The sequence below is a fragment of the Schaedlerella sp. genome (assembly GCF_056796775.1).
This window is the reverse complement of sequence record NZ_JBQIKP010000007.1, coordinates 1-26,192: the sequence shown is the minus strand read 5'-3', so window position 1 is coordinate 26,192 and position 26,192 is coordinate 1. Positions and strand designations below refer to the sequence as shown.

At 53.2% G+C, this 26,192-nt stretch carries 24 protein-coding genes; 18 read left to right on the top strand and 6 right to left on the bottom strand.

Annotation, left to right across the window (positions count from 1 at the left end; translation table 11 throughout):
• Positions 1-293 precede the first annotated feature (293 nt).
• The 5 genes from rho to prfA all read left to right on the top strand — a co-directional run bounded on the left by rho (position 294) and on the right by prfA (position 5,062).
• Positions 294-1,643: a transcription termination factor Rho gene (rho, locus tag ACTOY7_RS05200; protein WP_160281156.1), complete on the top strand. Its 1,350-nt coding sequence runs from the start codon at positions 294-296 to the stop codon at positions 1,641-1,643.
• Between the two features lie 173 nt (positions 1,644-1,816).
• A complete protein-coding gene (rpmE, locus tag ACTOY7_RS05195; RefSeq protein ID WP_004079233.1) occupies positions 1,817-2,017 on the top strand; it encodes a 50S ribosomal protein L31 in 201 nt (66 codons plus the stop codon).
• A 73-nt stretch (positions 2,018-2,090) separates the two neighbouring features.
• Positions 2,091-3,050, top strand: a complete 960-nt coding sequence (locus tag ACTOY7_RS05190) for a DUF1385 domain-containing protein (protein WP_482670844.1) — start codon at positions 2,091-2,093, stop codon at positions 3,048-3,050.
• Positions 3,047-3,910, top strand: a complete 864-nt coding sequence (gene prmC / locus ACTOY7_RS05185; RefSeq protein ID WP_160281154.1) for a peptide chain release factor N(5)-glutamine methyltransferase — start codon at positions 3,047-3,049, stop codon at positions 3,908-3,910. Before ACTOY7_RS05190 ends, prmC begins: the two co-directional genes overlap by 4 nt.
• A gap of 78 nt (positions 3,911-3,988) precedes the next feature.
• Positions 3,989-5,062 (top strand): peptide chain release factor 1, encoded by a 1,074-nt coding sequence (prfA, locus tag ACTOY7_RS05180; protein ID WP_160281172.1) that lies wholly within the window; start codon positions 3,989-3,991, stop codon positions 5,060-5,062.
• Between the two features lie 144 nt (positions 5,063-5,206).
• Here the strand turns inward: prfA and carB are convergent, their stop codons facing one another.
• The 5 genes from carB to ACTOY7_RS05155 all read right to left on the bottom strand — a co-directional run bounded on the left by carB (position 5,207) and on the right by ACTOY7_RS05155 (position 11,733).
• Positions 5,207-8,410 carry a carbamoyl-phosphate synthase large subunit gene (gene carB / locus ACTOY7_RS05175; protein ID WP_482670843.1) on the bottom strand — a complete coding sequence of 1,068 codons (3,204 nt, stop codon included), beginning with the start codon at positions 8,408-8,410 and terminating at the stop codon, positions 5,207-5,209.
• Complete coding sequence (locus tag ACTOY7_RS05170; RefSeq protein WP_004079223.1) at positions 8,403-9,479, bottom strand: carbamoyl phosphate synthase small subunit; 1,077 nt, start codon at positions 9,477-9,479, stop codon at positions 8,403-8,405. Before ACTOY7_RS05170 ends, carB begins: the two co-directional genes overlap by 8 nt.
• Positions 9,480-9,774: 295 nt before the next feature.
• Positions 9,775-10,437 carry an ABC-2 transporter permease gene (locus tag ACTOY7_RS05165; RefSeq protein ID WP_482670842.1) on the bottom strand — a complete coding sequence of 221 codons (663 nt, stop codon included), beginning with the start codon at positions 10,435-10,437 and terminating at the stop codon, positions 9,775-9,777.
• 68 nt (positions 10,438-10,505) lie between these two features.
• On the bottom strand, positions 10,506-11,357 hold the full coding sequence (locus ACTOY7_RS05160; RefSeq protein WP_482670841.1) for an ABC transporter ATP-binding protein: 852 nt from the start codon (positions 11,355-11,357) through the stop codon (positions 10,506-10,508).
• A 1-nt stretch (position 11,358) separates the two neighbouring features.
• Positions 11,359-11,733 (bottom strand): GntR family transcriptional regulator, encoded by a 375-nt coding sequence (locus ACTOY7_RS05155; protein WP_004079216.1) that lies wholly within the window; start codon positions 11,731-11,733, stop codon positions 11,359-11,361.
• A 240-nt stretch (positions 11,734-11,973) separates the two neighbouring features.
• Here ACTOY7_RS05155 and ACTOY7_RS05150 point away from each other — a divergent pair, with 240 nt between their 5' ends.
• The 10 genes from ACTOY7_RS05150 (at position 11,974) to ACTOY7_RS05105 (ending at position 20,347) form a co-directional block, all read left to right on the top strand.
• On the top strand, positions 11,974-12,636 hold the full coding sequence (locus ACTOY7_RS05150) for an HAD family hydrolase (protein WP_004079215.1): 663 nt from the start codon (positions 11,974-11,976) through the stop codon (positions 12,634-12,636).
• Complete coding sequence (locus tag ACTOY7_RS05145; protein WP_482670840.1) at positions 12,633-13,499, top strand: DMT family transporter; 867 nt, start codon at positions 12,633-12,635, stop codon at positions 13,497-13,499. The genes ACTOY7_RS05150 and ACTOY7_RS05145 overlap by 4 nt, the downstream gene beginning before the upstream one ends.
• A gap of 33 nt (positions 13,500-13,532) precedes the next feature.
• Positions 13,533-14,312 carry an SseB family protein gene (locus tag ACTOY7_RS05140; protein ID WP_482670839.1) on the top strand — a complete coding sequence of 260 codons (780 nt, stop codon included), beginning with the start codon at positions 13,533-13,535 and terminating at the stop codon, positions 14,310-14,312.
• A 210-nt stretch (positions 14,313-14,522) separates the two neighbouring features.
• Positions 14,523-15,524: a cation diffusion facilitator family transporter gene (locus tag ACTOY7_RS05135; RefSeq protein ID WP_482670838.1), complete on the top strand. Its 1,002-nt coding sequence runs from the start codon at positions 14,523-14,525 to the stop codon at positions 15,522-15,524.
• A 21-nt stretch (positions 15,525-15,545) separates the two neighbouring features.
• Positions 15,546-15,980 carry a MarR family winged helix-turn-helix transcriptional regulator gene (locus tag ACTOY7_RS05130; protein ID WP_004079206.1) on the top strand — a complete coding sequence of 145 codons (435 nt, stop codon included), beginning with the start codon at positions 15,546-15,548 and terminating at the stop codon, positions 15,978-15,980.
• Positions 15,981-15,994: 14 nt separating this feature from the next.
• Positions 15,995-16,843 carry a thymidylate synthase gene (thyA, locus tag ACTOY7_RS05125; protein ID WP_482670837.1) on the top strand — a complete coding sequence of 283 codons (849 nt, stop codon included), beginning with the start codon at positions 15,995-15,997 and terminating at the stop codon, positions 16,841-16,843.
• A 214-nt stretch (positions 16,844-17,057) separates the two neighbouring features.
• A complete protein-coding gene (locus ACTOY7_RS05120) occupies positions 17,058-17,567 on the top strand; it encodes a dihydrofolate reductase (RefSeq protein WP_300884597.1) in 510 nt (169 codons plus the stop codon).
• 17 nt (positions 17,568-17,584) lie between these two features.
• Positions 17,585-18,622 (top strand): metal ABC transporter substrate-binding protein, encoded by a 1,038-nt coding sequence (locus ACTOY7_RS05115; RefSeq protein ID WP_482670836.1) that lies wholly within the window; start codon positions 17,585-17,587, stop codon positions 18,620-18,622.
• Between the two features lie 74 nt (positions 18,623-18,696).
• Positions 18,697-19,515: a metal ABC transporter ATP-binding protein gene (locus ACTOY7_RS05110; RefSeq protein ID WP_300884601.1), complete on the top strand. Its 819-nt coding sequence runs from the start codon at positions 18,697-18,699 to the stop codon at positions 19,513-19,515.
• Entirely contained in the window at positions 19,508-20,347 is an 840-nt protein-coding gene (locus ACTOY7_RS05105) for a metal ABC transporter permease (RefSeq protein ID WP_300884602.1), read from the top strand. The genes ACTOY7_RS05110 and ACTOY7_RS05105 overlap by 8 nt, the downstream gene beginning before the upstream one ends.
• A 308-nt stretch (positions 20,348-20,655) precedes the next feature.
• Here ACTOY7_RS05105 and ACTOY7_RS05100 read toward each other — a convergent pair whose 3' ends face one another.
• Positions 20,656-21,666, bottom strand: coding sequence for a DUF4349 domain-containing protein (locus ACTOY7_RS05100; protein WP_482670835.1), 1,011 nt, complete (start codon positions 21,664-21,666; stop codon positions 20,656-20,658).
• Between the two features lie 231 nt (positions 21,667-21,897).
• On the opposite strand from ACTOY7_RS05100, the gene ACTOY7_RS05095 reads away from it, so the two are divergent.
• From ACTOY7_RS05095 to ACTOY7_RS05085, 3 genes are read left to right on the top strand one after another with little or no spacing between them, the layout of a single operon-like run.
• Entirely contained in the window at positions 21,898-22,392 is a 495-nt protein-coding gene (locus ACTOY7_RS05095; protein ID WP_004079191.1) for an NADH-quinone oxidoreductase subunit NuoE family protein, read from the top strand.
• Positions 22,393-22,441: 49 nt separating this feature from the next.
• Positions 22,442-24,280 (top strand): NADH-quinone oxidoreductase subunit NuoF, encoded by a 1,839-nt coding sequence (gene nuoF, locus ACTOY7_RS05090; RefSeq protein WP_482670834.1) that lies wholly within the window; start codon positions 22,442-22,444, stop codon positions 24,278-24,280.
• 15 nt (positions 24,281-24,295) lie between these two features.
• Complete coding sequence (locus ACTOY7_RS05085; RefSeq protein WP_004079188.1) at positions 24,296-26,038, top strand: NADH-dependent [FeFe] hydrogenase, group A6; 1,743 nt, start codon at positions 24,296-24,298, stop codon at positions 26,036-26,038.
• The last annotated feature ends 154 nt before the right edge of the window (positions 26,039-26,192 follow it).

The following is a 26,192-nucleotide window of genomic DNA, read 5'->3' as shown; positions in this document are numbered from 1 at the left end:
ATACGAAAAATTACGCTTACCAAACAATTTATACTTTATTTGCCAGTTTTTTGAAAAAAAGGTTTGCTTTTTCTGAGAGTTCGTGTATAATACAAACAGGTTTTAGTTCATTTGAGTCAATTCAGACTAAGATTCTTGAGGAGATAGAAGGAACTGCCCATACCGTCATTTTATTTTTTCATTTTTATCCGAACAGATATGACCGTATTCAACAGCAGTTCTGCCATCTGACCCATAAAAATCCATAGACACCAACCGAATAATGAAGCAATATAGAAAGGAAAGGTAATTTTATGACGAGAGAGAAGTATGAATCACTGCCTCTTGCTACGTTGAAGGAGCTTGCGAAAGCAAGGAGTATGAAAGGGGTCTCCACCATGAAGAAGAGCGACCTGATCGACGCGATGCTTGCGCAGGACGAGAAGGACAATCAGGAAGCGGCCCAGGAGGAAGCAAAAGAAGAAGTAAGGGAAGAGATGAAGGAAAAGAAGGAGTCTACGGATATCGAGCAGCTTGACAGCGGCAAGACTGCCAGCGGGATCCTGGAAGTACTGCCGGATGGATTCGGCTTTATCCGAAGCGACAACTATCTTCCCGGTGAAAATGACGTATATGTTTCCCCGTCCCAGATCAGGCGGTTCGGCCTCAAGACGGGAGATATCCTGATGGGAAATACCCGGATCAAGACTCAGAGTGAGAAGTTCAGCGCCCTGCTCTATGTATCAGCGATCAACGGCATGCGTCCGGCCGATGCGCAGAAGCGCCGCAACTTTGAAGATCTGACACCTATCTTTCCGAACCAGCGTCTGCGGATGGAGACGCCGGGCTGTACCATGGCCATGCGGATCGTAGACCTGCTGTCCCCCATCGGTAAAGGGCAGCGCGGTATGATCGTATCCCCGCCGAAAGCAGGTAAGACGACCCTGTTAAAGGAGATCGCGCTTTCTGTGAAGAAGTCGGATCCCAATATCCATCTTCTGATCCTGCTGATCGATGAACGTCCGGAGGAAGTGACGGATATCCGGGAGGCTATAGCAGGTCCCAATGTAGAAGTGGTGTATTCCACATTTGACGAGCTTCCGGAGCATCATAAGCGGGTATCTGAGATGGTCATCGAGCGGGCGAAGCGTCTGGTGGAGCACGGCAAGGACGTCATGATCCTTCTGGACAGCATCACCCGTCTGGCCCGCGCCTACAATGTGATCGTGCCCCCGTCCGGAAGGACCTTATCCGGAGGTCTTGACCCCACGGCCCTGCACATGCCCAAGCGGATCTTCGGCGCAGCCAGAAATATGCGGGAGGGCGGAAGCCTTACGATTCTCGCGACAGCCCTTGTGGATACCGGAAGCAAGATGGATGATGTGGTGTATGAGGAATTCAAGGGCACCGGCAATATGGAGCTGGTTCTGGACCGGAAGCTGCAGGAGCGGCGGGTATTCCCGGCTATTGATATTCCAAAATCCGGTACGAGAAGGGAAGACCTGCTTCTGAACAAGGAAGAGCAGGACGCGGTCTACATCATCCGGAAGGCTTTGAACAGCATGAAGTCCGATGAGGCGGTGGACAACCTTCTGAACATGTTCTCGCGGACCAAGAGCAACGACGAGCTGACCAGAATGGTCATCCGGCAGAAATTTATCTGAGAATTTTGATGCGGCTCTGAATCGGAGCGCAATTTAGAAATACATTAAAAAACATTTAGAAAAACACGTGAGAATCGTGGAAAATCTCTTGCAAAAGTTTGTACGGTATGATACAATATCAACGTTGTTTTGGAGAGTATAATGAATATTTTGAAAATAGAGAGGTGAAAGACATGAGAGAAGGAATCCATCCGGAGTACCATCAGGCAACCGTGACTTGTAACTGTGGGAACACATTCGTAACAGGCTCCACCAACAAGAGCATCCATGTGGAAATCTGTTCCAAATGCCATCCGTTCTATACAGGCCAGCAGAAGGCGGCACAGGCTCGTGGACGTGTTGATAAGTTCAATAAGAAATATGGTATCAAATAAATGGAACAAAGCAGAAGGCTGGGGTAAATATATCTCAGCCTCTTCTTATTCAGAAATATAGGAGCTGATAAGTATGAAATCTTCAAATATAGGTGGACAGGCCGTGCTCGAAGGCATTATGATGAAGAACGGCGACCGTTATGCGGTAGGCGTCCGCAGGCCGGATCAGGAGATCGAGGTCCGCGTGCAGGAGCATAAAAGCTTTGTGCCCAGGGCAGTGCGCAAGATCCCGTTTATCCGGGGGATATTTAATTTTATAGATTCTCTGGTACTGGGAATGAAGGCACTGATGTTTTCGGCGGAATTTATCGAGGATGAAGAAGGAGAGGCGCGGGAACTGACAGCGGACGAAGCGGCAAAGGAAGAGAAAAAGGAATCCCTGGTCATGTCTCTTGTCCTGGTTCTGTCCATCGTTCTTGCCATCGGGATCTTTATGGTCCTGCCGTATTTTCTGAGCGGGCTGCTGAAACGGGTGATCACGTCCAGAGGGGTATTGACCGTACTGGAGGGTCTGATCCGGGTGATGATCTTTCTGGGCTATATTACCCTGGTATCCCGTATGAAGGACATCCAGAGGACATTTATGTATCACGGCGCGGAGCACAAGTGCATCAACTGTATCGAGCATGGTCTGGACCTGAATGTGGAAAATGTCCGAATCAGCTCCAGACAGCATAAGCGGTGCGGTACAAGCTTTTTGTTCTTTGTTATGATCGTCAGCATGATCTTCTGCTTCTTTATCACGGCGGAATCTCAGATCATGCGCGTGGTGCTGCGCGTCGCGCTGATGCCTTTGATTGCGGGAGTCTCTTACGAGATCATCCGTCTGGCGGGTAACACCGACAATCCGGTGGTGAACCTGTTAAGCCAGCCGGGTCTGTGGGTACAGAACATGACTACCAAGGAGCCCGACGACAGCATGATTGAGGTGGCGATCCAGGCAGTGGAGGCCGTATTTGACTGGAAGGAATATCAGGCGGAAAACTTTGGCGCCGGCAGCCGTATGATAGAAAAGCAGGCGCAGGGAATATGAGGACCATCCGGGAAGCATGTATCAGGGGAACGGAAATCCTGCGGCAGAAGGGGATTTCCGAAGCGGAGCTGGATGCCTGGTATCTGCTGGAGCATGTGACAGGTATCAGCCGGGCACTTTATTTTTCGGACGGCTGCAGAGAGCTGAATGCGGATCAGGAAACAAAATATTTCACATTGATCGAAAAAAGAGGGCAGCGGATCCCACTGCAGCATCTGACAGGGGTACAGGAGTTCATGGGATTTCCGTTTCTGGTCAATGAGCATGTGCTGATCCCGCGGCAGGATACGGAAATTCTCGTAGAGGAAGCGCTGTCGGTTCTGAAAAAGGAAAAGGGAACGGTCACGCTGCTGGATATGTGTACCGGTTCGGGCTGTATTCTGCTGAGTATTCTGAAGTTGACGCAACGGGAATGCGGGTGTGACTTCATATATGGGACAGGCGCGGATCTGTCGGAGCAGGCGTTGGAGGTTGCCGGAAAAAATGCGGCAATTCTGGGAACAGAAGCGGTATTTTGCCGGAGTGATTTGTTTGAAAGGATAGACGGCAGGTTTTCTATGATCGTCTCCAACCCGCCTTATATCCGAACCGGAGAGATTGGGACGCTCCAGGAAGAGGTGAGGGCACATGATCCGCTCATGGCTTTGGACGGCGGAGCGGACGGACTGGATTTTTACCGGAGGATCATTCGGGAGAGTACGGAGCATTTGCTGCCGAAGGGGTATCTCATGCTGGAGATTGGATATGACCAGGCACAGGCGGTCGGAGAATGGATGCGGGAGGCCGGATTTCAGAGGATTTCCGTAAAAAAAGATCTGGCAGGGCTTGACCGGGTGGTATCCGGTGTGTATGATGGATAGTGGAGATTTGGAGTTACAGGGCACGCCTGGTCAAAATGCGGCCTGTAACCGCAGGGCAGAGAGAGGATAGATGAGATGATGTTTGACAGATTAGAGGATTTGCTGATTCGCTATGAGGAGGTCATGGGAGAGCTGCAGGAGCCGGACGTGGCCAATGACACGGAGCGTTTCCGAAAGCTGATGAAGGAGCAGAGCGACCTGGCTCCTATCGTAGAAGCATTTAAGGAATATAAGCAGTGCCGGCAGAATGTGGAGGACAGCCTGGTGATGCTGGAGGAAGAGTCGGATGAAGAGATGCGGGAGCTGGCCAAGGAAGAGCTGAACGAAGCTAAGGCACGGATCGAAGAGCTGGAACGGGAATTGAAGATCCTGCTTTTGCCCAAGGATCCCAATGATGATAAAAACGTCATCGTGGAGATCCGGGCAGGAGCCGGCGGGGACGAAGCCGCTTTGTTCGCGGCGGAGATCTACCGCATGTACGTACATTATGCAGAGTCCCGGCGCTGGCGTCCGGAGATGATCTCTTTGAATGAAAATGGGATCGGCGGCTTTAAGGAATGTGTCTTTATGCTGACCGGACAGGGGGCATTTTCCCGATTAAAATATGAAAGCGGCGTCCACCGCGTACAGCGTGTTCCGGAGACAGAGAGCGGAGGACGGATCCACACCTCCACGATCACGGTTGCTATCATGCCGGAAGCGGAAGAGGTGGATGTGGAGCTGGATATGAATGACTGTAAATTCGACGTGTTCCGGGCGTCCGGTAACGGAGGCCAGTGTGTCAATACGACGGATTCCGCGGTGCGTCTGACCCATATTCCGACAGGGATCGTGATCTCCTGCCAGGATGAGAAGTCCCAGCTTAAGAATAAGGACAAGGCATTGAAGGTGCTTCGGGCCAGACTCTACGAGCTGGAGCTGGCGAAGCAGCATGACGCGGAGGCGGAAGCCAGGAAGAGCCAGGTGGGGACCGGGGACCGTTCCGAGAAGATCCGCACCTATAATTTCCCCCAGGGCCGGGTGACAGACCACCGGATCAAGCTGACTTTGCACAAGCTGGATACCATTCTGGGCGGGGATCTGGACGAGATCATCGACAGCCTGATCGCCGCGGACCAGAGCGCAAAGCTGGCGAAGATGAATGGACAGTGAAGTGTCTGTGAATAATAATAAGTAGAGTGACACCATACAGAACATACAGAAAACCTGCCACTGGCAGCTTTTCTGCATACGACGGTATAAAAAGACAGACCGACGGGAACATTGTTTTCCCGCATGGTCTGTCTTTTTGCTCCTTTACTTTATCTCAGCGATATCCACCAGCGTCAGCTTCTTGATATCCGTATTCTCCAGGCTGGTGATCAGTGCCCGGGCCGTGTCCATTGCAGTCAGGACGTTGACCCCTGTCTCTATGGCGTTTCTGCGGATCACGAAGCCGTCTTTTGCGTGCTCCGCCCCCTGGGCCGGGGTGTCGATGACCAGGTCGATCTCATGGCCTAAGATCAGATCCAGCAGGTTGGGGGATTCCTGTTCGATCTTACGCACCGCGATGGCCTTCACTCCGCCGGCCTTCAATGCGGCGGCGGTGCCTGCGGTGGCGAAGATCCGGTATCCGATGGCTGCGAACCGGCGGCCGATTTCCACCGCCTCCTCCTTGTCCTCGTCCCGCACCGTGAGGATCATATTCTTAAACCGGGGCAGCTTGATCCCCGCCCCCAGAAAGGCTTTGTACAGGGCTTCGTCGAAGGTGGATGCGATGCCTAAGCATTCTCCGGTGGATTTCATCTCCGGTCCCAGGCTGATATCTGCGCCGCGGATCTTTTCAAAGGAGAATACCGGCATCTTGACTGCAAAGTATTCGGCTTCCCTCTGCAGGCCCGGCGTATATCCCAGATCCCGGATCTTACTGCCTGTGATCACACGGGAGGCCAGAGGCACGATGGGGATCCCGGTGACCTTGCTGATATAAGGCACGGTCCGGCTGGAACGGGGGTTGACCTCAATCACATACACATCCGCCTCCCCGCAGACAATGAACTGGATGTTGATCAGTCCGATGACATGGAGGGATTTTGCCAGCCTCCGGGTGTATTCCGCAATCTTCTCCTTGGCCGCCTTTGTCAGGCTCTGGGCCGGATACACGGAGATGCTGTCCCCGGAATGGATGCCGGCCCGTTCGATATGCTCCATGATTCCCGGGATCAGGATTTCCTGGCCGTCGCAGACCGCGTCCACCTCAATCTCTTTTCCGCTGAGGTACTTGTCAACCAGGATCGGATGGTCCTGGGCGATCCGGTTGATGATGCCGATGAACTCATCGATATCGTGGTCGTTGATGGCGATCTGCATCCCCTGTCCGCCCAGCACGTAGGAGGGCCTTACCAGAACCGGATAGCCCAGACGGTTTGCCACCTCCTTGGCCTCCTCCGCAGTGTAGACAGTGCCGCCCGAGGGACGCGGGATCCCGCATTCCTCCAGGATCTGGTCGAACAGCTCCCGGTCCTCCGCCTTGTCCACATTTTCTGCCGAGGTTCCCAGGATCGGAACCCCCATATTCATCAGGCTTTCCGTCAGCTTGATAGCGGTCTGTCCGCCGAACTGCACCACCGCGCCGTCGGGCTGTTCCAGATCCACGATGCTCTCCACATCTTCGGGAGTCAGGGGTTCGAAATAGAGCTTGTCCGCAATATCAAAATCTGTGCTGACGGTCTCCGGATTGTTGTTCACGATGATGGTTTCATAGCCTTCCCGGGAAAATGCCCAGGTACAGTGCACGGAGCAGAAGTCAAACTCAATCCCCTGGCCGATCCGGATGGGGCCGGAGCCCAGAACCAGAACCTTCTTCCGGTCATTGGTTTTTGCCGCCTCATTTTCACTGCCGAATACGGAGTAGTAGTAGGGGGTCTCGGCGGCAAATTCTGCGGCGCAGGTGTCCACCATCTTATAGGCCGCCACAATGCCGTTTGCATGGCGCATGTCGTGGATCTCCCGCTCAGTCCTGCCGGTGAGCCTGCCGATCACGGCATCCGGAAATTCCATCCGCTTCGCCTCCTTTAAAAGCTCCGGCGTCAGCTCGCTTGTCTGAAGGGACTGCTCCATCTCCACCAGGATGGCAATCTTGTCGATGAACCATGGGTCAATCATGGTTCGCTCGTGGATCGTATCATAATCAAACCCTCTGCGGAGGGCATCCGCAATCCGCCAGATCCGCATGTCGTCCACAATGGAAAGCTGTTCGGTCAATTCCTCCCGGTTCAGGCCGGTGAAATCATAGGACAAAAGGCAATCCACATGCTGCTCCAGGGAACGGATGGCCTTCATCAGGGCACCTTCGAAATTGTCGCAGATGCTCATCACCTCCCCGGTGGCCTTCATCTGGGTGGTCAGCGTCCGCTTGGCGCTGATGAATTTGTCAAAGGGAAGCCTGGGGATTTTCACCACGCAGTAGTCCAGCATGGGCTCGAAGCTGGCATAAGTCTTGTGGGTGATGGCGTTTTTGATCTCATCCAGCGTATACCCCAGGGCGATCTTTGCCGCCACCTTGGCGATGGGGTATCCGGTGGCCTTGGAAGCCAGGGCAGAAGAGCGGCTCACCCGGGGATTGACCTCGATGACGCAGTACTCGAAGGATTCCGGATGGAGGGCGTACTGCACGTTGCAGCCTCCCGTGATCTTCAGCTCGTCGATGATTTTGAGTGCGGAGGTCCGCAGCATCTGGTACTCCTTGTCACCCAAAGTCTGGGAGGGCGCAACAACGATGCTGTCCCCGGTATGGACGCCTACAGGGTCGATATTTTCCATATTACATACGGTGATGCAGTTGCCACGGCCGTCCCGCATCACCTCGTATTCGATCTCTTTCCAGCCGGCAATGCAGCGCTCCACCAAAACCTGCCCTACACGGGAGAGGCGCAGGCCGTTTTCCAAAATCTCCATGAGCTGGCCGGAATTGCGGGCAATCCCTCCGCCGCTTCCGCCCAGGGTATAGGCAGGGCGTAAGACCACCGGATAGCCGATCTCCCGTGCAAAGGCCAGTCCGTCCTCCACGGACTCCACCACCAGGGAGGCGGCAACGGGCTCGCTGATGCGCTCCATGGCAGCCTTGAACTCCAGCCGGTCCTCCGCTTTTTTGATGGTCTCGGAGGTGGTTCCGATGAGACGCACATGGTGCTCACGCAGAAAACCGGACTCCTCCAGCTCCATGGCCAGGTTTAAGCCCGCCTGTCCCCCCAGGGTGGGAAGGATGCTGTCCGGCTGTTCCTTTAAAATCAACTGCTCCACCACTTCCGGCGTCAGGGGCTCGATATAGACTTTGTCCGCGATATCCTTGTCGGTCATGATCGTGGCCGGGTTGGAATTTAAAAGTACCACCTCCAGGTTTTCTTCCTTCAAGGAACGGCATGCCTGGGTTCCTGCATAGTCAAACTCTGCGGCCTGGCCGATGACGATGGGGCCGGAGCCGATAACCAGTACTTTTTTGATGCTCATATCTCTAGGCATTGTTTGATCCCTCCATCATTTCCAAAAATCTGTCAAACAGGTATCCTGAATCCTGGGGCCCCGGACACGCCTCCGGATGGAACTGGACCGTAAAAATCGGTTTGCCCACATATTCCAGCCCTTCATTGGTGCCGTCGTTGACATTGACAAAGGCAGGAACGGCAACGGACGAATCCATCTGGTCGGTATCCACCACATAGCCGTGGTTCTGGGAGGAAATGTAGACCCGTCCGGTTCTCAGATCCTTGACCGGGTGGTTTCCGCCCCGGTGCCCGTATTTGAGCTTGTGGGTCTTAGCGCCTGCGGCAAGGGCCATGAGCTGGTGGCCGAGGCAGATCGCAAATACAGGAATATTCGACTGATATATTTTTTTGATTTCTTCGATAATAGAAACACAGTCCGCCGGGTCTCCAGGCCCGTTGGAAAGCATGATACCGTCCGGATTAGCGGAAATGATTTCCTCCGCGGCGGTGTGCGCCGGATAGATGGTCACCTCGCAGCCGCGTTCGTGTAAAGATCTGGCAATGTTCTGTTTTGCCCCTAGATCAAGAAGTGCTACCTTTTTGCCGTCCCCCGGAAGAACCTGTTTTTTGCGGCAGGTCGCCCTGGAAACAACGTCCCCGATATGGTATGACTTTAACAGAGGAAGAATCTCCTCACGGTTGTAATTCAAATTGGTGGTGATCATACCGTTCATGGTTCCCTTTTCCCGCAGAATCCTGGTCAGCGCGCGGGTGTCGATGCCTGCGATCCCCGGGATATCCTGCTGCGCCAGAAAATCCTGAATGGTGCCTTCACAGCGGAAATTGCTGGGCCTGCGAGACAGCTCCCGCACAATATAACCGTCCGGCCATGCCTTCCGGGATTCCATATCCGGTGTGATTCCGTAATTGCCGATTAAAGGATAGGTCATCACAACGGCCTGTCCCGCATAAGAAGGGTCTGTCAGCACCTCTAAATATCCTGTCATAGACGTATTGAATACGATTTCGCTGATCATGTCTCTTGTGGAACCGATGCTTGTACCTGTAAACACAGTTCCGTCTTCTAAAATGAGAAACGCTTTCATCCATTCACCTTTCCCTTCGTGTGTATTCGTCTTGTAGTAGCAATCAACTGCCGGCGGCTCCCGGCGGGAGAGGGCAGCGGTATCCGGGAACGATCGGTGTCCGCATTCCCAAATTGTAAAGATTATACTACAACTCCTTTGATAATTCAACTTGTTTTTTTCAGAGGGATTATTTATGGATTATCTGCGGGTTTAGAAAAGTTTAGAGGTTTATTTTCGGGAGAAAGACCTTTCTTCCTGCCGCTGTTCCAGATACGATTCTGCACAGAACAGCGGCAGGTTTTCTATCGGATTTTTAATATTCCTTCTTCTTCATAACATGCAGGGAGACCAGAATGGAGATCCCCAGTATTCCGGCCGAGGTCAGACAAAGGAGCAGTGTCAGGACTGCCGTGTCCATTCGGGAAACAAGACTCCTGAATAACCCGGGAACATCAATATGGAAATGCCTTGCCAGCGCAATCCCACCAAAAAAGACTGCGTACGCTATTCCGATGATTACGGCAAATGCAATCCGGCTTTTTTCGGCTTCAAATATTAGCTGGATGGGGATCATCAGCGCATGGACTAACGCCGACCAAAGGGCGCATGACAGCAGAACCCGCAGCATAAGTCCCGGATCAAAGGGGATACGGTTTGTGCAAACCGCGGCCAGGAGAAGCACGGAGGACACAGCCAGTGATCCGGCCATCGTAACGAGCATCAGGACATATTTTTCCATTGCATAGCCCCTGCGGCTGACCGGAAGCGTCAGAAGGAAGCTCATCCCGTTGGAGTGCTGGTCGTAGGAGATCGTAGACGTAGATGCCAAAGAAAACATGATGGTGATATAGCCGATGATGAAGGGAATGCCGCTGGTGCCGAATAACAAAAACGCAAACGAGATCACCATGGATAAAACAACCAGCATCTTTTGCTTCTTTAATAATTGAAAATCTTTAATCAATAATCCTTTCATAGCTTATAATCCTTTCATTCTATTCTTTCTATTGATTGATTCAGAGTCCATATTCCTGGTTTGTTCCTTTATCCGAGGGCTTTCCCGCAGATCATCATCACGATCAGCTCGTCAATGCTGCCTTTTTCCACCGTAATCTCCGGGTGGTTTTCCAGATAGAACTGCTTCTGGTTCGTCAGGCAACTATACCCGAAGGTTTCCTTTTTATACCGGAGGACGTAAGATTTGTCCAGGGCGTCGTATTGCTCCTTTGTCATCTTGAGAAGGGCGTAGCTATCCAGCAGCACATCCGTGTCCTCGTGGAGGATGATCTTTCCCTCATGGATCATATACAGATCGTCGCAGAAACCTTCCAGATCCGCGGAAATGTGGGAGCTGATCAGGATCGAACGATCTCCCGGCTCCATGTATTCCCGCAGCAGATCCAGCAGATGGTCTCTTGCGATCACGTCCAGTCCGGCGGTGGGTTCGTCCAGGACGAGCAGACGGGCATTGTGGGAAATGGCTGTCAGAACCTGCAGCTTCTGCTTCATCCCGGTGGAAAATTCCTGCAGTTTCTTCTTTGTGGGAATGGAAAACTCTTCGCATTTTTTCAGGAAATTATCCTTTTGAAAATCGGGATACATGGCACGGAGTATGGGAATCAGCTCCTGAACCGTCAAAGAGCCGCTAAAGCCGGAATCCGACAGGACCACGCCGATCCGGGCCTTATCCTGCAGATCCAGGTTTTGGGCCGGTTTTCCAAAGATCTGTAAGGAGCCGCCCTCCGGCGAGATCAGCCCCAGGATCGCTTTAAACGTGGTGCTTTTTCCGGCTCCGTTCTTCCCCACCAGGCCGGTGACGCAGCCCTTGCGGACCTCTATGGAGCACTCCAGGTCAAATCCTTTATAGTGCTTGGTTACGTGTTCTAGTCTTAACATCTTATTGATCCTCCAATACAATCTGAAATAAATCTGTAATCTCCTGGTTGCTCATACCGCAGCTTCGGCCTTTCCGGATCGCCATCTCCAGGTCGGCCTCCACTTCTTTTTTCTTCTCCTCCAGCATCAGCTCCTGGCTGGCCAGCGTGACAAAGCTGCCTTTCCCATGTACGGTGACGACAAAGCCCTCCGCGTCCAGCGCGTCGTAGGCTTTCTTTACGGTCAGCGCGCTGACTTTCAGCTCCTTGGAGAGGGTGCGCACCGATGGGAGCATGGCCCCCTCCTGCAGATCCCCGCTCATGATGAACTTCTTGATCTGCGAGACGATCTGTTCGTAGATGGGCTGCATGGAAGAATTGTTGATGATCAATTTCACTGTCATCCCTCCTTCTGCATAAACAGTATATAACAGTAATAAACTGTTGTCAACTGTTTTATACTGTTTATTCAAAAATAATTTTGTTTCACTGCGGACAGTTTTATGATATAATGAAATAGTTGACAAAAACTGGAAGCGGTATTACATTCATAATACGCGGATGAGCAAGGATTTTGTTTCCATCGCCATCCATCCGTTGATTTTTTTTAGATAAAAGCGACAGGAAAAGGAGCTGCTATGATTAAAGGTGCGATATTTGACGTAGACGGTACACTGCTGAATTCCATGCCAGTCTGGGAAAATTTAGGCGAGCTTTACCTGAAATCCGTCGGGGTCGAGGCGGAGCCGGGGCTGGGCGAGGAACTGTCTGCCATGAGCCTGCCGCAGGGGGCGGATTATCTGATCCAGCACTATCATCTGGGGAAGACGCGGAACAAGGTTCTGGACGGCATCAACCAGCAGGTTCGGGATTTTTATGCCCAGAAGGTTCCCTTAAAGCCGGGAGTCCGGGATTTTCTGGAGGGTCTGAGGGAATATCGGATTCCGATGGTCATCGTGACCTCCAGCGACCGGGGAAATGTAGAGGCCGCGCTGAAACGGCTGGGCGTGATGAACTTTTTCGACGGGATGCTGACCTGCACGGAGATGGGAACCGACAAGAACCGGCCGGACATCTATCTGGCCGCGTCCCTGCAGCTGGATACGGAGCCATGGGAGACCCTTGTCTTTGAGGATGCTTACCACGCCGTCCTGACCGCAAAAAAATACGGCTTCCGGACGGTGGCCGTATACGACGAGGCCAACGACGGGAAACTTGGCAAGATCTGGAATACGGCGGACATCTATCTGTCCGAATATGCGGACTTTGATCTGTTTTGGAGGAGAGTGTCAAAATTGTGAAAGAAAAGAAGAAAGCTATTGCAGTCATTTACATCCTGCTTTCCGCACTGTTCTTTTCGCTGATGAATATGTTTGTGCGACTGTCCGGAGACCTGCCGTCGGTGCAGAAAAGCTTTTTCCGCAACCTGGTATCCCTTGCCTTTGCCGCTGCGATCTTAAAACGGGAGGGCGCGTGGTTTTCGGGAAAGCGGGAGAATATCCGGTATCTGCTTCTGCGCTCTGCGGCAGGAACATTGGGAATCCTCTGCAACTTTTATGCGGTGGACCATCTGGTGCTGGCGGACGCATCCATGCTGAATAAGATGTCGCCGTTTTTCGCGATCGTGTTCAGCTACCTGATCCTGAAAGAGAAGATCCGGCTTCCCCAGGCGCTGATCGTGGGATGCGCCTTTGCGGGGAGCCTTCTGATCATCAAACCGACGGAAGCGGTATTCCATTCCCCTGCGGCCCTGATCGGGCTGCTGGGCGGCCTGGGGGCCGGAATCGCATATACCTATGTCCGGGTGCTGGGGACGAAGGGGGAAAAAGGGCCTTTTGTCGTATTTGTATTTTCCGCTTTTTCCTGTGCGGTGACGCTGCCTTACCTCCCGCTGTATTTTCAGCCTATGTCAAGAGGGCAGCTTTTGAGTCTTCTGCTGGCTGGGCTTTCGGCGGCGGGCGGGCAGTTCAGTATTACCGCGGCGTATTTCCACGCCCCTGCAAAAGAAATATCCGTATATGATTATTCCCAGATCCTTTTTTCGGCTGTCCTGGGTTTTTTCGTGTTCGGGCAGATACCGGACGCGCTGAGCTGGATTGGGTACGGGATCATTTGTTCCATGGCCGTTGCCATGTTTTTATATAACCGGAAACGGACCTTGTGAAACGAAATCAGTCAAAGAGTGAGGGTGAAATCCATGAGCAGTGAGAATAATAGTAATGATATTGCGGTGAAGCGGGCAGCCGCCGAGATGCTCCGGAAGGCAGAGGCGGTCTACATGATCCTGTCCCTTTGCACCAGAATGCCTTATGTGGTCTGCGACGAGACCACTTACGATGATGAGATCCTTCTTTATTTTGAGGAAGAAGCGGCAAAGGCGGCGGTGAAAAAGCTGCTGGAGAAAAAGGAGCCTGTGCAGGCGGTGAAGATTGAGAAAAAGGATCTGCTGGCATTCTATGTCAGCCTGATGCCTCTGGGGGTCAACTGCATCCTTGTGAACCGGGATACGCCGGTGGAGATCTCCATCCAGCTCCATGAGATCATCCGCAGGAAGGAGCCGGAAGAGGAGGGGAATGTCCTGATTGAGAATCCCCAGCTCCATCTGACGGCCCTTTATTTTATGCAGTCGGTGCGGAAAGCGCAGAAAGTGGAGCTGACAGAGGAATTAAAAGAGCTCCATGAGGAAATGATGGTACATTATCAGCGCGGGAAATACATCATCCCGGTCAAAGAAAACGCCGGAACGCTGGTGATGAAACAAAAAAACGGACAGGTCTTCCAGCCTGTTTTTACGGATATTCAGGAGTATAAAAAGTTCTTGAGCATGCAGCAGGAGAAGGAGATCAAGTCTGCGGTGCTTCCGGCGGATCAGATTCCGGGACTCCTTGCGCCGGAGACATCGGGCGTGGTGGTCAATCCCTTCGGCGTGAACCTGCAGCTTCAGATCAAACGTGGGAAGCAGGTGAAGAACGGATAGCGCCTTGCCGGATGACAGGAATGTGTCTGCCCGGGGAACGGCCGGAGGGAATGTCAGAAAAAAGCGGACTGAATGCACGCAACCGCTATTTTACTGGCCGGATGCCTTGCAGCAGGGTGCAAGGCACCGTGAACAGTAATACAGGCTGCAGAACTGATTTTCGGGCATACTCAGGCATATACTTTACTATCATCAAAAAAGGAGCATGATATGAATCAACATGAAACGATGTCAATGGAACAGGTTGCGATGCGGGTGTCCAAAACCAGCATCCTTGTGAATACGCTTCTGTCCCTGGCGAAGCTGGCTGCGGGAATCCTGGCTTCATCGGAGGCCATGGTCTCCGACGCGGTTCATTCCGCGTCCGATGTGTTCAGTACCTTTGTGGTCATCATCGGAATCAAGATGGCCGGAAAAAAGGCGGATAAGGAGCATCCCTACGGGCATGAGCGTATGGAGTGCGTGGCAGCCATCCTTTTGTCCGCGGTGCTGGCCCTCACGGGGGCGGGGATCGGCTTTTCCGGCCTGCGCAAGATCGCAGGCGGTTCCTTTGAGAACCTTGCGGTCCCGGGAATCCTTGCCATGGGGGCGGCAGTCCTGTCTATTGTGGTGAAGGAGTGGATGTTCTGGTACACCCGGGCAAATGCGAAAAAAATCAATTCCGGGGCGCTGATGGCGGATGCCTGGCATCACCGTTCGGATTCCCTGTCTTCCATCGGCGCCCTGGCGGGCATCATCGGGGCCAGGCTGGGATTTCCGGTGATGGATCCTCTGGCAAGCGTGATCATCTGCCTGTTCATTTTCCAGGCGGCCTATGAGATCTTCAAGGACGCAGTGGATAAGATGGTGGATAAAGCCTGCGACGAGGAAACCGTGGAGAAGATCCGCGCCCTGGCAAAGCGGCAGCGCGGCGTGATGCGGGTGGATTCCCTGCAGACAAGGGAATTTGGAAATAAAATCTATGTGGATCTGGAGATTGCGGCGGATGGCCATCTGTCGCTGAATGAATCCCATGAGATTGCGGAGGATGTCCATGACGAGATTGAGAAGGCATTTCCGCAGATCAAGCATATCATGATCCATGTCAACCCTTATATCAACCGCAAGACGGTGTATGCCCTTCTCGGGGAAGTGGATAACGGGGATCTGGAAGATGTGTATCAGCTTCTTCTGGGCTACCTGGAGAAACGAAAGCAGGGCCGGCCGGATTAGGAAGTACAAAGGAGGAGGCATATGGAGAGCCGAAAACAGCCGATAGGATTTCTAGTGAAGCAGATCAATAATGTATTTGAAAAGGAGCTCAACGGGAGGCTTCGGACGATCGGCGTCACTTCCTCCCAGTGCGCGGTGCTGGACTATCTGTTCCACTCCAATAAGGAAGCGGTGAACCAGCGGGACGTGGAGCGGAACCTGAACCTGAAAAATCCGACGGTGACCGGGATCTTAAAGCGTCTGGACGAAAAGGGCTACATCCTCTGCGTGCCCAACGAAGAGGATAAGCGGAGGAAAAATATCTATCTGACGGAAAAAGCGTACGATATCCAGAAACGGATGGAAACAGACCGGAAAAAGCTGGATAAGCGGCTGACCATGGGGATGACGAAGAAGGAGGTCGCGGCAGTGACCCGGGCGCTTGAGAAAATGCTGTACAACATTGCAGACCCGTGAAGGAGGAAATCACAATGAGCTACGCGGATAAAGTATTTATAGACATGTGCAGGGATATCATCGACAACGGCACCAGCACGGAAGGGGAGAAGGTACGTCCGGTGTGGGAGGACGGAACCTCCGCCTATACGGTGAAGCGGTTCGGGGTGGTAAACCGTTACGACCTGTCCAGGGAATTTCCGGCATTGACGCTTCGGCGCACCGGGATCAAAAGCTGTACCGATGAAATGCTGTGGATCTGGCAGAAGAAGTCCAGCAATATCCATGACCTGAACAGCCACATCTGGGACAGCTGGGCGGATGCCGACGGTTCCATCGGAAAAGCCTACGGATACCAGATGCAGGTGAAGCACCAATACAAAGAGGGCATGATGGATCAGGTGGACCGGGTGATCTACGACTTGAGGCACAACCCTTACAGCCGGAGGATCATGACGAACATCTATGTGCACCAGGACCTCCATGAGATGAACCTGTACCCCTGCGCCTACAGTATGACGTTTAACGTGACGAAAAACAGGGACAGTGAGGATCTGACCTTAAACGGGATTTTGAACCAGCGCTCCCAGGATGTGCTGACGGCCAACAACTGGAATGTATGCCAGTACGCGGTACTGCTGCACATGCTGGCCCAGGTCTGCGGCATGCAGGCCGGGGAGCTGGTGCATGTGATCGCGGACGCCCACATTTACGACCGCCATATCCCACTGGTGGAGGAGCTGATCTCCCGTGAACCGCTTCCCGCGCCAAAATTCTGGCTGAATCCGGAGGTGACGGATTTTTACCGGTTCACCCCGGAGGATGTGCGCCTGGATCACTACGAAACCCACCCCCAAATCAAAAATATACCGGTTGCTGTTTAGAGGAGGAAGGCAAATGCGAAGCATTTCTTTCATGCCTTCCGACGACTTGCCCTCGAACCGCAGGTGAGGGGGCGCTACCTTATAACAGGAGGAAGGCAAATGCGAAGCATTTCTTTCATGCCTTCCGACGACTTGCCCTCGAACCGCAGGTGAGGGGGCGCTACCTTATAACAGGAGGAAGACAAATGCGAAGCATTGAAGGAGGAAACACAGAATGAATATCATTGTTGCGGTAGATAAAAACTGGGCGATTGGGAAGAATAATAAGATGATGTGGAGCATTCCGGCGGATATGCGGTTTTTTCGGGAAAAAACAACCGGACATGTGGTGGTGATGGGCCGGAAGACTCTGGAAAGCTTTCCAAACGGCCTCCCTCTGAAACAGCGGACGAATATCGTACTCAGCAGAGACAAAAATTATCAGGTAAAAGGGACGTTGGTCATGCATACCACAGAGGAGCTTTTGGAGCATCTGAAAGGCTATGCTCCCGAGGAGATCTTCATCATCGGCGGGGAAAGCATTTACCGGCAGTTTTTGCCCTATTGTGATACGGCATATGTCACAAAGATCGACCACGCCTACGATGCGGACACCCATTTCCCCAATCTGGATGAGATGCCGGAATGGGAGATGACAGAGGCCGGCGAGGAGCAGACAAGCTTTGACCTGGAATTTGTATTTACAAAATATGAGCGCAAAAGCGGCACAAAAGGCTTTGAGTAAAACGAACAGTGGTGAGTATGATGCATGATCCGGCAGCGGAGAAAAAACGGAAAACCTGGTATAGATGTTCCATGGCAGTGTTGCTGGCAGCGGCCCTGCTTCTGTCCGGCTGTACGGGCGGAGGCGGTGTTTTGTCCGGGCCTGTTCGGGAAACGGATTCCAAGGGCAGGGATGGTTCTGCTCTTAAGATCGTCACGACCATCTTTCCCCAGTATGATTTTGTACGGCAGATCGCCGGAGAACGGGTTTCCCTTCAGATGCTGCTGAAACCGGGGGAGGAGACCCATTCCTACGAGCCCACGCCCCGGGATATCATTGCCATCCAGAATGCGGATCTGTTCATCTACGTGGGCGGGGAAAATGATGCGTGGGTGGAAGACATCCTGGATGCCCCGGAGATGAAGCAGGTGCGAAGGCTCCGCCTGGTGGACTGCACAGCGCTTCTAAAGGAAGAGCATGTGGAAGGGATGCGGCATAAGGGGCAGCTATGCCCGGGGTCAGAGGAAGAAGAGGAGGAAAACGACGAGCATGTCTGGACCTCCCCGAAAAATGCCATGGAGATCACGAAGCGGATCACAGAGGAGCTTTCTGCGTTGGATCCGGATGGCCAAGAAGAATATAAGGCCAATCTGGACGCCTATCTGGAAGAGCTTACAGCGCTGGATCGCCAGTTCCGGGAGATCACACAAAAGGCTGCGGCCAGGGGACAGGATCTGCTGCTGTTCGGAGACCGGTTTCCCTTCCGCTATCTTGCACAGGAGTACGGTCTGCAATATTATGCGGCATTTCCCGGGTGCGCGTCGGATACGGAGCCAAGCGCGGCGATGATGGCGTTTCTGATCCGAAAGGCAAGGGAGGAGCAGATCCCCGTGATCCTGAAAATGGAGCTGAGCTCTGAACAGATCGCCCGGGCGGTGGCAGAGGCTTCCGGGGCAGAGGTCCGGGTGCTCTATAGCTGCCACAACCTGACTGCAGAGCAGTTTGAAGCCGGGGAGAGTTATCTCTCCATGATGCGTAAAAATGCGGAAACCCTGCAGGCGGCGCTGGGACAATGACAAGAGAAATTGACAAGAGAAGCGCCGGTGAGGGAAAATAAAGAGAGAATCGGGTCAGGGAGGATGGACGGATTATGGCACTGGTACAGTGTGAGGAGCTTACAATCGCATATGAGGGACAGGTAGTGGTCCGGGATCTGTCGTTTCAGATCCATCCCGGAGATTACCTCTGTATTGTGGGAGAAAACGGTTCCGGCAAGAGTACCCTGGTGAAAAGCCTTCTCGGACTGAAAGCCCCCTTGAAGGGGCGGATCGTGCTGGGGGACGGGTTAAAGCAAAAGGAGATCGGTTATCTGCCCCAGCAGACGGACGTCCAGAAGGATTTTCCGGCCAGCGTCCAGGAGGTGGTTCTCTCGGGCCGTCTGAACAGCCGGGGGATGAAGCCTTTTTACACCTCAAGGGACAGGGAACAGGCAAAGGCCATGATGGGTCTTCTGGGGATCGAAGGGCTGAGACGGAGCTGTTTCAGGGATCTGTCCGGAGGGCAGAAGCAGCGGGTTCTCTTAGCCCGGGCGCTTTGCGCGACGAAAAAGATGCTGCTTCTGGACGAGCCGGTGACGGGGTTGGATCCCCTTGTGACAGCAGAGTTTTACCAGCTCATCAAGGAAGTAAACCAAAGGTCCGGGATCGCGGTGGTGATGGTTTCCCATGACATCGAGAGCGCCGTGCGGGATGCCTCCCACATCCTCCACCTGCAGGAAACCGCACTGTTTTACGGAAAAGCGGAAGAGTACAGGGAAAGCCTGGTGGGCCGGATGTTTCTGGAGCGTACAAAAACGCCCGGAGAAATGGCCTGTGGGAGTCAGGAGCCTGCGGGAAATGCAGAAATAACAGGCAGCGGGATACCTGTGTATACAGAAACTTCTGAAAAGAGAGGTACAGATTTTGATTGATACGGTGTTTGAAATGCTTTCCTATCCATTTATGGTACGGGCCTTTGTGGTGGGAATCCTGGTGTCTTTGTGCAGTGCGCTGCTTGGGGTCAGCCTGGTGCTCAAACGGTATTCCATGATCGGGGACGGGCTTTCCCATGTGGGGTTCGGCGCGCTGGCAGTTGCCGCCGCGCTGAATGCCGCTCCGCTGACGGTGGCCATCCCGGTGGTGGTCACGGCGGCGGTATTGCTTCTGCGGGTCAGCGCAAACAGCAAGATCAAAGGGGATGCGGCCATTGCCCTGATCTCCACCAGCGCGCTGGCCGTGGGAATCATGGTCATTTCCATGACTACCGGAATGAATACGGACGTGTATAACTATATGTTTGGAAGTATCCTGGCCATGAGCAGCCAGGATGTGAAAATGAGCGTGCTGCTTTCCCTGGCAGTCCTGATCCTGTATGTATTCTTCTATCACAAGATCTTTGCCGTCACCTTTGATGAGACCTTTGCCCAGGCCACCGGAGTCAGGGCGGGGCTGTACAATACCCTGATCGCGGTGCTGACTGCGGTGACCATCGTGCTGGGCATGCGGATGATGGGAACCTTGCTGATCTCCAGCCTGATCATCTTCCCGGCCCTGACCTCCATGCGGGTGTGCACAACCTTCCGCTCCGTGACGGTCAGTTCCGCTGTTGTGTCGGTGGTCTGCTTCTGCGTTGGGATCACCGTGTCCTACTTTTTTGCCGCGCCTGCCGGCGCCAGCGTGGTGATTGCAAACCTTCTGATGCTGGGGGGATATACCATAGCTGGGGCAGTGAAAAACCGGAGTGTTTTTAAACAAAATGGTTGATCCTCTCAAAAAAACTTTGATTTACAGGCATACAAGCAGGATTTCAAGCTGAACTTACGGCCAGCCATGAAGCGCTGGCAATGATTGCAGGAAAATGGGCTGACTGGAATCCCGAATATGGGATTCGCAGCGGCCAAGCAGGAAATCGGCGCTGCCCCCGTAAAGGTCGGCCATATTTCCAAGGCTGTCTATGGATTAGGTCTTACTTTAATGCTGTCTCTCTTTTCAATTTTTGTATTTTAGCTCTGTCATGTGCTAAAATACAAAAATTGTAGTGATAGCAACAATCATTAGTAATACAAGAATCGTTACTCTTTAGACGTTTCCTTTTTTTCCGGCACTTCCCGGCTGTCATTTTCGTCTTTCAGAGCTTTTTTCAGGAACAATTTCCGTCCCTTTTTCAGGAACAGCACTGCAAGAGCTGCTACCGCCGCAAGCAATACCAGTACAGGCAGGTTGGACACCAGGAAGACGAAGGAATTTACAAAGAAGTCCCGGATCCCGTACAAGCTGTTTCGGAAGCCGCCTTTGATCCTGCTGCCGACAGTGTCGGAGGTCTCTTTTTCATATTCCACTTCCCGGATGTTGATATCGACGGTGCTGTAGTCGATCTGGTTGTCATAGGTCCGAAGCTGGGATTCGTAGCTGTTGATCTCATAGCGCAGATCCGAGAGCTTGGATTCCAGGGCAAGGATCTGCTCCAGGTCTTTTGCCTGCTCCAGCAGTTCCATCACCCGCTCATATTCGGTCCGCAGGGAATCTTTGTACGCAGTCTTATCCACATAGTCCAGCGTCACATCCTGCACGCTTTCCGACTGGTTCGTAATCGTGCCGAGCTTCCCTGCTTTGCTCACAAAATCGTCCAGATGTTCGGAGGGGATGCGCACACAGAGGTAGTAGTAGCGGTAGCTCTGGCCGCCCGGGGCGTCATAGCTGGACTGCTCGACATAGCCTCCGAAGGAAGCGATGGAGTCTTCAAGCTGCTTTTTCAGGGTATCAAAGGTTCTGGTTTCCATGGTGAGGGATACGGTTTTGATCAGTTTCCGGGAAGACAGATCCTGCCCGGATATCTCCGGGGAAGAGGAATTGTCTTCGCCTGCTCCCTCCTCTGGGATTGACGCTTCCGCGTCCACGGCAGACATTTCTTTTGTTTCCCCATAGTTGTTCTGAAAACCGCTGTCCGCATCCGACACGATCTGGGCAGCCTCGGTCCCGCCGGACGCGCTGTCATAGCCCTTTGCGCCGCAGCCGGTCAAGATCAGGACTGTGATCAGAAACAGGATCAGAAGGTTGTGGGATTTTCTTTTCATAATCTTCATAAGTGTCTCCTCCTTTATATTTGTAACCAATTTGCGCGGCAAATGGATTGCGCCATATTATATCAGAGTACGAAAACGACGGTTTTGTTGCGGTAAATTCAAAAAAAATGGGAAATTTTTACAAGCCGCAGTCACATTTTGCAAAAGTTTCATTTATTTTGTAGAAAATTATAACATATTGTGATAAAATGTACCACAGAATGACTTAATTTAAGAAATGGAGGTAAAGTAATGCCTGAAAAGAAACAGACGGTTCCGTTCTCAGGAACAAAGGAACAGGAAGAAGCTTTGTTAGAAGTGATCGCCGGGCTGAAAGACGAACCGGGGGCATTGATGCCGATCCTGCAGAAGGCGCAGGATATCTATGGTTATCTTCCGATGGAAGTGCAGAAGATGATCTCCGACGGGACCGGGATTCCGCTGGAGAAGATTTACGGAGTGGTGACATTCTATTCGCAGTTCAGCTTAAGTCCCAAGGGCAAGTACCGGATCTCAGTCTGTCTCGGGACAGCCTGCTATGTAAAGGGTTCCGGGGACATTTACAATGCGCTGATGGAAAAGCTGGGCATCGTCGGCGGGGAGTGTACGCCGGACGGGAAGTTTTCCCTGGATGCCTGCCGCTGTGTGGGGGCCTGCGGACTGGCGCCGGTTATGATGGTGAACGACGAGGTTTATGGACGTCTTACGGTAGATGATATTGACGATATCCTGGCAAAATATGAATAAAACATTGTTTCAGAATATCCGCAGAATTTGAGAAAAATGGAGGACATATATGAAATCTCTTGAAGAATTACGTGTGATCAGGGAAAACGCGAAGAAGCATGCCTGCCGTTACCGTGTCCATGTGTGCGGAGGTACGGGCTGTACTTCTTCGGGAAGCCTGAGGATCATTGAAAGGCTGGAACAGGAAATCAAGGCCAACGGCCTGGAGGAGGATGTAGAGATCGTAAAGACCGGATGCTTCGGCCTGTGCGCCCTGGGGCCGATCATGATCGTACATCCGGAAGGCTCTTTTTATTCCATGGTAAAGGAAGAGGATATTCCGGAGATCGTTTCCGAGCATCTCAAAAACGGCAATGTGGTCAAACGGCTTTTGTATGAGGAGACCACCAAGACCGAACACATCCTGCCTCTGGAGGAGACCAATTTCTATAAGAAGCAGCACAGGGTGGCTCTGCGCAACTGCGGGGAGATCAGCCCGGAGCATATCGAAGAATACATAGGGGTGGGCGGCTATGAGGCGCTGGGCAAGGTGCTCACCGAGATGACCCCGGAGCAGGTCATCCAGCTCATCACGGACAGCGGCCTGAGGGGACGCGGCGGCGCGGGATTCCCCACAGGACTGAAGTGGAAGTTTGCGGCTGCCAACCAGGCGGATCAGAAGTATGTCTGCTGCAACGCGGACGAAGGCGACCCGGGCGCGTTCATGGACCGTTCCGTTTTGGAAGGCGATCCCCATGCGGTTCTGGAAGCCATGACCATTGCCGGCTACGCCATCGGAGCGACACAGGGGTACATCTATGTACGCGCGGAGTATCCCATTGCGGTGCAGCGTCTGGAAATTGCCATCAGCCAGTCCAGGGAACTGGGCCTTCTGGGGGATGACATTTTCGGAACCGGCTTCAAATTTGACATCGGGCTCCGTCTCGGTGCCGGCGCGTTTGTATGCGGGGAGGAGACGGCGCTGATGACGTCCATCGAAGGAAACCGCGGGGAGCCGCGTCCGCGTCCGCCGTTCCCGGCGCTCAAAGGCTTGTTCCAGAAACCTACCATCCTGAACAATGTGGAGACCTACGCCAACATTCCCCAGATCATCCTCAACGGCCCGGAGTGGTTCGCTTCCATGGGAACCGAGAAGTCCAAGGGGACCAAGGTATTTGCCCTGGGCGGCAAGATCCACAACACGGGGCTGGTGGAGATCCCCATGGGGACGACGCTGCGCGAGATCGTGGAAGAGATCGGCGGAGGCGTACCGAACGGCAAGAAGTTCAAGGCAGCGCAGACCGGAGGACCCTCCGGCGGATGTATCCCTGCTGAGCATCTGGATGTACCCATCGACTATGACAATCTGCTTGCCATCGGTTCCATGATGGGTTCGGGCGGGCTGATCGTCATGGATGAGGACAACTGTATGGTGGACATCGCCAAATTCTTCCTGGAATTTACGGTGGACGAGTCCTGTGGAAAATGTACCCCCTGCCGGATCGGTACGCAGCGGATGCTGGAGATCCTGGAGAAGATCACCAAGGGACAGGCTACCATGGAGGATCTGGATAAGCTGGAAGAGCTGTGCTACCACTTAAAGTCCAATTCCCTGTGCGCGCTGGGGCAGACTGCGCCCAATCCGGTGATCTCCACGCTGCGGTATTTCCGGGATGAATACATTGCCCATATTGTGGATAAAAAATGTCCTGCGGGCGTCTGCAAAGACCTGCTGCAGTATAAGATTGACGCAGATAAATGTAAAGGCTGTACGCTTTGTTCCAGAGTTTGTCCCGCAGGGGCCATCGTGGGCAGCGTAAAAGAGCCGCATATGATCAATTCCGAGAAGTGCTTGAAGTGCGGCGCTTGTATCGAAAAATGCCGCTTCGGCGCGATCTACAAAGAGTAAGGGAGGAGTGAGAGAATGGAAAATGTGAATTTAAAGATCAATGGCCTTGATGTAAGCGCACCGGCAGGTTCAACGATTCTTGAGGCTGCACATATTGCCGGAATCAAGATTCCTACCCTTTGTTTTCTCAAGGAGATCAATGAGATCGGCGCATGCCGTATGTGTATCGTGGAAGTAAAGGGCGCAAGAAACTTAGTGGCGGCCTGCGTGCATCCGATCAATGAAGGTATGGAGGTGCGGACCAATACTCCGGAGCTGATCGCCGCGAGAAAGCGTACCTTAGAGCTGATCCTGTCAGACCATGACAAGAAGTGCCTCTCCTGTGTGAGAAGCGGAAACTGTGAGCTGCAGGCGCTCTGCCAGGAGTTAGGCGTTGCGGACGAGCAGTATTTTGCCGGGGAAGCCAACCATTATGAGCTGGATACCAGCGCGGCCCATATGGTACGGGACAACAACAAATGCATCCTCTGCCGGAGATGCTCCGCAGTCTGCGAAAAATCCCAGGCAGTGGGTGTCATCGGACCGAACCAGCGGGGATTCGCCACCTTTATCGGATCTCCGTTCGATATGGGGCTGGGAGAGACAAGCTGTGTATCCTGCGGTCAGTGTATCGCGGCCTGTCCTACCGGGGCGCTGTATGAGAAGGATTTCGTGGACGAGGTCCTGGCAGCGGTGGAAGACCCCGCAAAGCATGTGGTGGTTCAGCCCGCACCCTCCGTACGCGCGGCATTGGGCGAGGAATTTGGCTATCCCATGGGAACGGACGTGGAAGGAAAGATGGCCGCGGCCCTCAGAAGGATCGGATTTGACAAGGTATTCGATACCGATTACAGCGCGGACCTGACCATCATGGAAGAAGCCCATGAATTTATCGAGAGGGTGCAAAACGGCGGCGTGCTGCCGATGATGACCTCCTGTTCCCCGGGATGGGTGAAGTACTGCGAGCACTATTTCCCGGATCTTCTGGATCATCTTTCAAGCTGTAAGTCGCCCCAGCAGATGTTCGGAGCGGTGACTAAGACTTATTATGCTGAAAAGATGGGACTTGACCCGAAGGATATTGTCTGCGTCAGCGTGATGCCCTGTACGGCGAAAAAATTCGAGGTAGGCAGAGACGACCAGGACGCGGCAGGCGTGCCGGATGTGGATATCTCCATCACCACCCGGGAGCTGGCAAGGCTGATCCGCAAGGTGGGCATTGATTTTAGAAGCCTCCCGGAGGAAGGCTTTGACGATCCGCTGGGTGAGTCCACCGGAGCAGGCGTGATCTTCGGCGCCACCGGCGGCGTAATGGAAGCGGCCCTTCGGACGGCAGTGGAGACGCTGACCGGGGAAGAACTGGCAGACGTGGAATTTCAGGAAGTTCGCGGAACGGACGGGATTAAGGAAGCGACCTACCATGTGGCGGACATGGATGTGAAGGTGGCGGTGGCATCCGGACTGTCCAACGCAAAGCAGATCTTGGAAAAAGTCCGCGCGGGGGAGGCGGATTATCACTTTATCGAGATCATGTGCTGTCCGGGCGGATGTGTAAACGGCGGCGGCCAGCCCCAGGTACATGCGGACGTGCGTAACTTCGAAGACGTACGTGCCATCCGGGCGAAGGTGCTGTATGACAACGATGCGGCGAAGCCCCTTCGGAAGTCCCACGACAATCCGTCTATCAAGAAGCTGTACGAGGAATACTTAGGCAAGCCGGGAAGCGAGAAAGCTCATCATGTGCTGCATACCAGCTATGTGAAGAGAAGTATCAACTAAATCCTGTTTTAAGAAAGCAGACCTGCGGGAGGAAAGCAATCCGGCAGGTCTGCCTTTTTTATTCTATAGGGTGCGCCCAGCTAAGGGCTTGGAATTCGGTGGGTGAAAGTCCTACGGTGTAAGGTACAAGCTATACCGCACCAAGCGAGTCTTG